9 protein-coding genes and 1 rRNA gene are annotated in these 9,635 nt (G+C 73.8%); 5 read left to right on the forward strand and 5 right to left on the reverse strand.

Features of this window, described 5'->3' with window-relative positions; genetic code table 11:
* Nucleotides 1-33 precede the first annotated feature (33 nt).
* Together ACIBQZ_RS21560 and ACIBQZ_RS21565 are read left to right on the forward strand one after the other, a co-directional pair.
* Nucleotides 34-792: a sugar phosphate isomerase/epimerase family protein gene (locus ACIBQZ_RS21560; RefSeq protein ID WP_396090504.1), complete on the forward strand. Its 759-nt coding sequence runs from the start codon at nucleotides 34-36 to the stop codon at nucleotides 790-792.
* Entirely contained in the window at nucleotides 789-1,886 is a 1,098-nt protein-coding gene (locus ACIBQZ_RS21565) for a Gfo/Idh/MocA family protein (RefSeq protein ID WP_396090505.1), read from the forward strand. Before ACIBQZ_RS21560 ends, ACIBQZ_RS21565 begins: the two co-directional genes overlap by 4 nt.
* On the opposite strand, the gene ACIBQZ_RS21570 is transcribed toward ACIBQZ_RS21565, so the two are convergent.
* A complete protein-coding gene (locus tag ACIBQZ_RS21570) occupies nucleotides 1,883-2,473 on the reverse strand; it encodes a TetR/AcrR family transcriptional regulator (RefSeq protein ID WP_396090506.1) in 591 nt (196 codons plus the stop codon). The genes ACIBQZ_RS21565 and ACIBQZ_RS21570 overlap by 4 nt on opposite strands.
* Nucleotides 2,474-2,595: 122 nt before the next feature.
* Here ACIBQZ_RS21570 and ACIBQZ_RS21575 point away from each other — a divergent pair, with 122 nt between their 5' ends.
* Nucleotides 2,596-3,744: a phytase gene (locus tag ACIBQZ_RS21575; protein ID WP_396090507.1), complete on the forward strand. Its 1,149-nt coding sequence runs from the start codon at nucleotides 2,596-2,598 to the stop codon at nucleotides 3,742-3,744.
* Here ACIBQZ_RS21575 and ACIBQZ_RS21580 read toward each other — a convergent pair.
* Nucleotides 3,707-4,828, reverse strand: a complete 1,122-nt coding sequence (locus tag ACIBQZ_RS21580; RefSeq protein WP_396090508.1) for a glycosyltransferase — start codon at nucleotides 4,826-4,828, stop codon at nucleotides 3,707-3,709. The genes ACIBQZ_RS21575 and ACIBQZ_RS21580 overlap by 38 nt on opposite strands.
* Nucleotides 4,825-5,964 (reverse strand): glycosyltransferase family 4 protein, encoded by a 1,140-nt coding sequence (locus ACIBQZ_RS21585; protein ID WP_396090509.1) that lies wholly within the window; start codon nucleotides 5,962-5,964, stop codon nucleotides 4,825-4,827. The genes ACIBQZ_RS21580 and ACIBQZ_RS21585 overlap by 4 nt, the downstream gene beginning before the upstream one ends.
* Nucleotides 5,965-6,125: 161 nt before the next feature.
* Between ACIBQZ_RS21585 and ACIBQZ_RS21590 the strand changes: the two genes are divergently transcribed.
* Together ACIBQZ_RS21590 and ACIBQZ_RS21595 are read left to right on the forward strand one after the other, a co-directional pair.
* Nucleotides 6,126-6,935 carry an alpha/beta fold hydrolase gene (locus ACIBQZ_RS21590; RefSeq protein WP_396090510.1) on the forward strand — a complete coding sequence of 270 codons (810 nt, stop codon included), beginning with the start codon at nucleotides 6,126-6,128 and terminating at the stop codon, nucleotides 6,933-6,935.
* Entirely contained in the window at nucleotides 6,932-8,329 is a 1,398-nt protein-coding gene (locus ACIBQZ_RS21595; protein ID WP_396090511.1) for an FAD-binding oxidoreductase, read from the forward strand. The genes ACIBQZ_RS21590 and ACIBQZ_RS21595 overlap by 4 nt, the downstream gene beginning before the upstream one ends.
* A 188-nt stretch (nucleotides 8,330-8,517) precedes the next feature.
* On the opposite strand, the gene ACIBQZ_RS21600 is transcribed toward ACIBQZ_RS21595, so the two are convergent.
* Nucleotides 8,518-9,324: a hypothetical protein gene (locus ACIBQZ_RS21600; RefSeq protein ID WP_396090512.1), complete on the reverse strand. Its 807-nt coding sequence runs from the start codon at nucleotides 9,322-9,324 to the stop codon at nucleotides 8,518-8,520.
* A gap of 223 nt (nucleotides 9,325-9,547) precedes the next feature.
* Nucleotides 9,548-9,635: ribosomal RNA gene (rrf, locus tag ACIBQZ_RS21605) — 5S ribosomal RNA — on the reverse strand; the annotation flags it as partial.

Here is a 9,635-nt window from a genome sequence, read left to right on the forward strand (position 1 = left end):
GTAGAAAAAAGCGAAGACCGCTTGGAGGTAGCGATGAGCAAGCTTTCCGTCCAGCTGTACTCAGTCCGGGACGCCTTCGCCCACAATCCCACCGGCACCCTCTCCCACCTGGCCGAACTCGGCTTCACCCAGGTCGAGCCGTACGGCGTACGGGAGAACCTGGCCGTGCTGCGCACCGCCCTGCCCGCACTCGGCCTGACCGCGCCGACCGCCCATGCCAGGCTCCTCGACCCGCGGATCGACCAGCACGCGGTGTTCGCCGCGGCCGCCGAGCTCGGCATCGGCATCGTCATCGACCCACTGGTCGAACCGGCCCGCTGGCACGATCCCGCCGACATCGCCACCACCGCGACCGCCCTCAACGACGCCGCGAAGGTGGCCGCGGAGCACGGCGTCACGGTCGGATACCACAACCACTTCTGGGAGCTGGAATCGAGGATCGGCAATCGGACCGCCCTGGAGGTCCTCGCCGGTCGGCTCGACCCCGCCGTGGTGCTCGAAGTGGACACCTACTGGGCAACGGCCGGCGGCGCGCAGGCACCGGCCCTGCTCCGCGGCCTCGGTGACCGGGTGCGGGCGATCCACGTCAAGGACGGCGGCCTCGCCACCGACGGCTCCGGCCAGGTCCCCGCCGGGCAGGGCCGGGTCCCGGTCGCCGACGTGCTCGCCGCGGCGCCGCAGGCCCTGCGGGTGGTCGAGTTCGACCGCTACGACGGCGACATCTTCGCCGGCCTGGCGGCCAGCCTCGCGTTCCTGCGGGAGACCGAGCAGCCGGACGGGATGCAGCGGTGAGCGCCGGACCGGTCCGCGTCGGTGTCATCGGTGCGGGCACGATCAGCGAGACGTACCTGCGGAACCTCACCGCCTTCCCGGACCTGGACGTCCGGATGGTCGCCGACCTGGACCCCGGCCGGGCCGCCGCGCAGGCGGCCCGGCACGGCGTCCCCGCCGCGGGCACCGCCGCCGAGCTGCTCGCCGATCCGGCTGTGGAACTCGTCGTCAACCTCACGATTCCGGCCGCCCACGTCGACGTCGGCCTGGCCGCGCTGGAGGCCGGCAAGCACGTGTGGGCGGAGAAGCCGCTCGCGCTCGACCGCCCGTCCGCCCGCAAGCTCCTGGACCGCGCCCACGAGCTGGGCCTCAGGGCGGCGAGCGCACCGGACACAGTGCTCGGTGCCGGGCTGCAGACCGCGCGGCGGGCCGTCGACGCCGGCCGGATCGGCGAGCCGCGCACCGCCCTGGCGCTGTTCCAGTCGCCGGGGCCGGAGAGCTGGCATCCCGCGCCGGAGTTCCTCTTCCAGGCCGGCGGCAGTCCGCTGCTGGACATGGGCCCGTACTACCTGACCGCGCTGGTGCACCTGCTGGGCCCGATCGGCCGGGTCACCGCGACCGGCGGCCGGGCCCGCCCGACCCGAGTGATCGGCTCCGGCCCCCGAGCCGGTACGGAGTTCCCGGTCACCGTCCCCACCACCGTGACGGCGCTGCTGGAGTTCGGCCGGGGCGGCTCCGCGCAGCTGGTGCTGACCTTCGACTCGGCGCTGCCCCGGACCACCCTCGAGGTCGCCGGGACGCTCGGCACCGCCGTCCTGCCGGATCCGAACCGGTTCGACGGGCCGACGCTGCTGCACCCGCTCGCCGGCGAACCGCAGGAGCTGGCCGCGCGGGGACATCCGGCCTCGCGAGGCACCGGCGTCCTCGAGCTGGCCCGGGCGATCCGGGCCGGCGTGCCCGAACGGGCCTCGGGAGCACTCGCCTACCACGTGCTCGACGCGATGCAGGCCATCAACGAGTCGATCGCCGACCGGCGGCCGGTGGTCGTGCCCAGCACCGCCGAGGCGCCACCCACCCTGCCCGCCGGCTGGGACCCGTACGCCCGGACGCTCTAGTCGAGCGGGACCGTCAGCAGGTCCTCGAGGTGGTAGCGCAACGCACCGACCAGGTCGACCGCGTGGGCGTTGGACAGCCACTGCACCTGGAGGCCGTCCATCACCGCGACCAGGTTCAGGCCGGCGAGCTCCGGGTCGATGCCCGCGCGCAGCTCGCCTCGCGCGGCCAGCACCTTGAACGAGTCGACCGCGTACCGGCGGGCCAGCCGGTAGTGCCGTTCGAAGTAGTCGTGCGCGGGGTGATCCGCCGCGACTGCTTCGGCGGCCAGCCGGGCGTACACGTCGACGATGCCGGGGTGGCGCACGTTGTGCTCGGCGAGCGCGACCAGGTGGGCCAGGGCCTCGCGGCCGGGCGGGACGGCCAGCCGCTCCCGTTCGGTGTCCTGCGCGTCCCGGCGTTCGAGCACCGCCGCCAGCAGGGATTCCTTGGTCGGGAAGTAATACAGCAGGCCGGCGTGGGTGATGCCGACACGACGGGCGATCTCGCGCAGGGAGGAGCCGTGGTAGCCGGCTTCCGCGTACACCGCGACGGCCGTCGTGATGATGTCCTCCCGACGGATCCGGCCCTTGAGATAGCCCCCGGTCACCCGGCCATCATGCCGCACCGACCGTTCATCACCACGGCTGCCGCGGGCCACCGTACGGTCATCACCACGGGGAAGTCTCGCTGCTTATGCGCCGTACCCTTGCCCTGATCCTGGCCTCCGCCGTGACTCTCCCCGTCGCCTCGGGCACCGCCCAGGCTGCCGAAGGGCAGCCGGCGGACCGGCAGATCACCGCCCGCACCGAAACGCCCGCGCTCTTCGACGACGAGGCCGGCGGCGACGCCGACGCCGACGACCCCGCCATCTGGGTGCACCCGCGGGACCGGGCCCGCAGTCTGGTGATCGGCACCGCCAAGAACGGCGGCCTGCGGGTCTACGACCTGGCCGGCCGCGAGGTCCAGGCGATCCCCACCCCGGCCGGCGGCCGCTTCAACAACGTCGACATCGTCACCGGCTTCCGCCTCGGCAAGTCGACCGCCGACCTGGCGGTGGTCACCGACCGCGGCCGCGACCAGCTCCGCTTCTACCGGATCGACCTGGCGACCAGCCGGCTGCGTGACGTCACCGTCGCCGACCCGCCGCTGCTCTTCTCCGCCGACCAGGCCGAGGTCCAGGAGCAGGCCACCGGCTACGGCCTGGCGCTGCGCGGCGACCTGGCCGTGGTCAGCCGGCGCCACACCACCCGGCTCGGCTTCTTCCGGCTCCGGGCGCACGGCGGCAAGGTCGGCTATGCCCGGCGGGAGACGCTGGACCTGCCGAGGAGCTTCCGGCTGCCGAACGGGACGACCTGGCAGCCGTGCGGCGACCCCGGCGAGGACCCGCAGGTGGAGGGCATGGTGATCGACGCGCGGGCGAACGTGCTCTACGCCAGCCAGGAGGACGTCGGCCTGTGGCGCATCGACCTGCGGACCAAGCGCCGGTCGATCGTCGAGCGCGTCGCGGAGTACGGCGTCCCGTACGGCGCGGACTGCACCCTGGACACCGCGCACGACCCCGGCTACGGCGGCCGCATCCGGGCCGACGTCGAGGGCGCGACGCTCTACGAGGACTACCTGCTGGTCTCCAGCCAGGGCGACAGCCGGTTCTACGTCTACGACCGCCGCACCAACCGCCCGCTGAGCAGCTTCGCGGTGGTGGACGGGCCGGCCACGGACGGCGTCCAGCACTCCGACGGGGCCGCCGCCACCTCGGCCCGGCTGCCCGGCTACCCGAAGGGCCTGCTGGTGCTGCACGACGGCGAGAACACCCCGGACGACGGCCGGGTCAGCACCGACTTCAAGTTCGTCGACTGGCGCTCGCTCGGCCTGCGGTGATCAGCGCCAGGAAGCCGGCCACCGACGCGGACCAGGGGAACCGTTCGGCCTGGGCGCGGGCGGCGGCCCGGCGACCCGGGCGGTCCAGCAGGGCGCGGACCGCGGCACCGTAGGAGGCGTCCGTCGTGGCGGCCAGGCCGGCCGTCCCGATCACCTCGGGCAGCGCGCTCGCGGCACTGACCACCACCGGCGTACCGCTGGCCAGGGCCTCGAGCGCGGCCAGGCCGAACGTCTCGATCGGCCCGGGCGCCAGCGCGACGTCCGCGGTCGCCAGCAGCGCGGCCAGCTCGGCGCGGTCGCGCAGATGACCGATGAAGCGCACCGGCAGCCCGCGCGCGGCCGCCTCGGCCTGCAACGCCGGCCGCAGCGGCCCACCCCCGGCGACCACCAGCACCGCGGGCACGCCGGCCGCGTGCACCTCGGCCAGGGCCGCGAGCGAGCGCTGCGGCTGCTTCTCCGCCGACAGCCGGCCACAGTGCACCAGCAGGGCGTCGCCGGGCGCCGCCCACCGGCGGCGCAGCGCCGGATCGTGCCGGCCCGGCGCGAAGACCTCAAGATCAACCCCCAGCGGTACGCGAGCCACGTCGCGCACCCCGAGCCGCTCGAACTCGGCCGCCGCCCAGCCGGTGGTGCAGACGATCCGGTCGAAGCCGGCGGCGCTGCGCGCGTTGAGCCGATCGGCCAGCCACGGCCCGCCACCGCCACCGAACAGCCGCAGCAGCCCGTCCAGGCTCTCGTGCGAGACCATCATCGACGGCACGCCGCGCCGCCGCGCCCAGCCGCCGGTCCAGCGCAACGTGGTCCGGTCGGAGACCTCCAGATGATCCGGGCGCAGCCGGTCCAGCGTGTCCGCCACCCGGCGCCGGTCGAGCAGCACCCGGTACCCGCCCAGCCGCGGCACCTCGGGGCCGGGCAGGGTGATGACCCGCCCCTGCTCGGTCTCGACGTCCGCGTGCCGGGCGCCGGGCACGATCAGCACCGGGGAGTGCCCGGCCGCCAGGTAGCCGGCGCCCAGCTCGCGCAGCGCGGTACGCAGGCCACCCGAGCGGGCCGTGACGAAGTTGGCGAGCCGGACGATCCTCACGCCGCCACCAGCAGCCGGTCGGCGGCCGGCCGCAGCGCCGCCGCATAGTGGCCGATCAGCTCGTCACCCACGGCCGCCCAGGTGCGCCCCTCGACCGCCACCCGCGCCGCCGCCCCGAACTGCGCCCGGCGGGCCGGATCGGTGGCCAGTCCGGCGATCGCCGCGGTGAACCCCTCCGCCCGGTACGGCGGCACCAGATGCCCGGTGCGCCCCTCCGCGACCAGGTCGAGTGGCCCACCGGCGGCCGGCGCCACCACCGGCAACCCGCTGGCCATCGCCTCCTGGATCGCCTGACCGAACGTCTCGTACGGGCCGGTGTGCGCGAACACGTCGAGGCTCGCGTAGATCCGGGCCAGCTGGTCCCCGTGCCGGGCGCCCAGGAACACGGCCTCCGGCAGGGCCTGGCGCAGCGTCCCCGCCGCGGGCCCGTCGCCGACGACGATCAGCCGTACCCCGGGCAGCCGGCTCGTCCGCGCCAGCAGCTCGACCTGCTTCTCCACCGCGAGCCGTCCGACGAAGCCGACCAGCACCTCCCCGCGCGGCGCCAGCGCCCGGCGGATGCCGGCGCTGCGGTGCCGCGGATGGAACCGCACGTCATCAACGCCGCGCCGCCACAGGTGCACCCGCCGCACACCGCGGCCGTCCAGCGCCGCGACCGACTCCGTCGACGGCGCCAGCGTCCGGAAAGCGGCGTTGTGCACGGTCCGGATCCACCGCCAGGCGGCCTGCTCGGTCATCGCCACCCGGTACGCCCGCGCGTACGCCGCCACGTCGGTCTGGTAGACCGCGACGGCCGGCAACCGCAGCGCCCGGGCGGCGGCCGCACCCCACGCGCCGAGCACAAACGGGCTGGCCAGGTGCACCACATCGGTGCCGTGCCCGCGCAGCGCCGCGGTCAGCGCCGGGGTCGGCAGCCCGAGCCGGAGCTGCGGGTAGCCGGGCATCGGCAGCGACGGGATGCGCACCACCGGATAGGGCAGGTCGCCTTCCGTGCCCCGGACGCCGGGCGGCGGCTGCGGAGCGATCACCAACGGCGCGTGGCCACGCCGGACAAGATGCTCGGCCGCGCGGACGACCGAGTGCGCGACACCGTTGACGTCCGGCAGGAAGGACTCCGTGACCAGCGCGATTCGCATGGGCACACGATGAGCGCCGGTCCCGTCCCGCCGGGCCACGACGTTGTGACCGGCGCGGGAACGGTGAGCGACAAGAGCGCTGTTCGCCCGCCGGTCCCCCGGACTTCAGCTGTGTGCCGTCTTCCCGGGCGCTTGCGCTGAGCCCGTCGTAGGGTCGAGGCATGTCGACGATCGTCACCAGCGACGGTGTCACCCTGCACCACACCGATGCGGGCGCCGGGCAGCCGGTGGTGCTCATCGCCGGCTTCACCGCGTCGGCCGAGACCTGGGAACTGCAGCGCCGGGCCCTGCTCACCGCCGGCTACCGGGTGCTCGGCTTCGACCGGCGGTCGCACGGCGGTTCGGAGAATCCCGCGTACGGCCAGCGGATGGCCCGGCACGGCAAGGACGTGCACGACTTCCTCGACGCCACCGGCCTCCACGAGGTCGTGCTCGTCGGCGGGTCGATGGGCGCCAGCACGATCTGGGCGTACTACGACCTGTTCGGCGCCGACCGGCTGCGCGGCGTGGTCACCCTCGACCAGACCCCGAAGATGGTCAACGACGAGGTCTGGCCGTACGGCTTCTACGGCCTGACCCGCGACAACCTCGGCACGTTCTTCGAGGACGGCGTCCCGGACACCGGCCGCGGCCTGCCGGTCGCCGAGTCGGTCCAGCGCCTTGGCAGGCTGGTCGAGGCGCTCGGCCGGGTGCCGCAGATGAGCGACCCCCGCGCCCCGGAGACCTGGCCGCTGCTGCAGGACCACGCGGAGCAGGACTGGCGTGACGTGGTCGCACGGGTGTCGGTGCCGAGCCTGTTCATCGCGGGCCGCGAGAGTCAGCTCTGGCCGTGCGAGCATGCCACCGCCGCGGCGTCGAGCAACTCCCGGGCGGGGGCGCTGATCCTGGAGCACAGCGGGCACGCGGTGAACATCGACCAGCCCGACCTGGTGAACGAGGCGCTGCTGAAGTTCCTGGCCGGCCTGCCGTGAGCGGCACGCTGGCGACGGACCTGCCCGGCCTCGATCTGATCGTCGACCCGGACGTGCTCGACTCGCTCAGCCACGACGACGCCGAATGGGCCCCGGCCGGCACCCCGATCGGCGCGATCCGGCCGCGCACCACCGAAGAGGTCAGCGCGATCGTCGCGGCCTGTGCGGCCCGCGGCATCCCGGTGGTCGCGCGCGGGGCGGGCACCGGGCTGTCCGGCGGGGCCAACGCGGTCGACGGCAGCCTCATCCTGGACCTGTCCCGGATGAACAAGATCCTGGAGATCGACCCGGACAACATGATCGCGGTGGTCCAGCCCGGCGTCGTCAACGACGACCTGAAGGCCGCGGTGGCCGCGCACGGCCTCTGGTACCCGCCGGACCCGGCGAGCGCGCCCTGGTCGACCATCGGCGGCAACGTCGCGACGAACGCCGGCGGCCTCTGCTGCCTGAAATACGGCGTGACCCGCGACTACGTGCTCGGCCTGCAGGCCGTCGTGGGCGGCCCGGCGGGCGCATACGGTACGGCGGTGCGCCTCGGCCACCGCACCACGAAGGGCGTGGCGGGCTACGACCTGGTCAGCCTCTTCGTCGGCGCGGAGGGCACGCTGGGTGTGGTCACCGAGGTGACGCTGCGGCTGCGGCCGGCTCGGGTGGCTGCTCCCCGTACCGTGGTCGGCGCCTTTGACAGCGTCGTCGCCGCCGGCAACGCGGTGGCCGCGACCACCCGCCTGGGCCTGCTCCCGACGGCGCTGGAACTGCTGGACCGGGCGTGCCTGCAGGCCGTGGAGGAGTGGAAGCACCTGGGCCTGTCGGCGACGGCTGAGGCGTTGCTGCTCGCCCAGATCGACACCCCGGGCGACTCCGGCCAGACCGAGGCGGACGCACTGGCCCGGATCTTCCGCGACGCCGGCGCCCAGTGGGCGGAACAGTCGACGGACGAGTTCGAGGCGGAAGCGCTGTTCGCCGCCCGCCGGCTGGCCTACCCGGCCATGGAACGGCTGGGCCCGGTGCTGACCGAGGACGTCTGCGTGCCAAGATCGGCCGTGCCGGCGATGCTGGCCTCGATCGAGGAGATCGCCACACGACACGGCGTGACGATCGCCACCATCGCCCACGCGGGCGACGGCAACCTGCACCCGCTGATCCGCACGCCCACGGGCGACGACGCGGCCCGGGAAGCGGCCCAGGCAGCGTTCGAGGAGATCCTCACGGCGGCGATCGCCCTCAACGGTACGGTCACCGGCGAGCACGGCGTGGGCCTGCTGAAACGCCGCGGCATGCGGCAGGAGCTGGCGCCACCGGTGCTGGCGATGATGCAGGCGGTGAAACAGACCCTGGACCCCCGGAACCTGTTCAACCCCGGCAAGGTCACCGGCGACCCGGACCTCGCGTAGCCCGGCTTGTCCGCCGCGTCACCCGTCAAAGGCTTGGCGCCCCGCGAACGCAGGGTGACGAAAGGTCGCCTACGGTTGCCACCGCAACGCCTGCGAAGGTCCGCTCCGACCTGTTCGCGGCTCGCTCCCAGCTCACGGTTGGATACCTCGCGGCTGGGTCCGGCGCCGGCCGTTTTGATCGGTGGAGCTCAGCTGCGGGCGACCGTCATGGAGGAGACGCCGCTGGTGGCGTCGATGTCGAAGCGGTCGGTTGCGGTTTCCCAGCCCGGTGCGGTGAATGTCGAGCCGCCGGGCACGCCTGATCTGGTCTGGCCGTCGATGGTGACCTCGCCCGCGCCGTTCTTCGCGGCGACCCGCACCGGTGCCGTCCCGGTCAGGTGCACCGACAGCTGGCTCGCGCCGCCGCCGAGAACTACGCGCTGGGTGCCGCCGGCCGCCGGGAGCGAGACCTCGGCCCGGCTCGTGCCGGCGGAGAACTCGACGTCGCCGCCCGGACCGCCCTTGAGGTCAACGGTCTGGTCGCTGGCGCCGCCGGCCAACCGTACGATCCACCGCACATCGTCGCTGAGCACAACGGTGACGAGGGCAGGACCGGCGAGACCGGTGGTGCGGAGCCCGGCCACCACGGTGGCGTCCCTGACGTCGACCTTGGGCACCACCTTGGACTCCGCCGGGGTGGCCACCGAGAAGAGCTCGGCCCCCAGATCGCCGACCGTGACCTGCACGACGTCAGCGCTGTTGACCAGGGAGAACGTGGCGGGCTTGCCCTGCACGGACGAGACGGCTCCGCCCCGGACGACATGATCGGGCTCGCTCGGCTGCGCCTGGCCGATGCCGGGCAACCCGAGCCCCGTGCCGGAGCCGGGCCAGGTCGCCGCCGGCCCGGGAACGCCGGACGACTCGTCGGGCACGAGATAGCGGGGCTGATGCCCCGGGTTGTAGTCACGCCCACCGCCGTCAGCAGCGGAACACCCGGCCAGCAGACCGACGGCCACGGCCAACGCTCCTACCCGGACAATCACGTTCACCTATTACCCACCGCCTCCGCCGGCTACACGACCGCCGTCGTGACTCCACCACGCCGGCCGCGGTCGCCGCCACCCCCGGAACGCAAAATGAGCCTGTCCCGGTCGGGACAGGCTCACACACACACGCTCACGCGCATATATGGTGGTAGGCCCACACCAGTGCTGGTGTGGGCCTACCATTCAACGTTAAGTCCGGCGGCGTCCTACTCTCCCACACCCTCCCGAGTGCAGTACCATCGGCGCTGGAGGGCTTAGCTTCCGGGTTCGGAATGAGACCG

The organism is Actinoplanes sp. NPDC049599, assembly GCF_044465625.1.
Classification (GTDB): Bacteria; Actinomycetota; Actinomycetes; order Mycobacteriales; family Micromonosporaceae; genus Actinoplanes.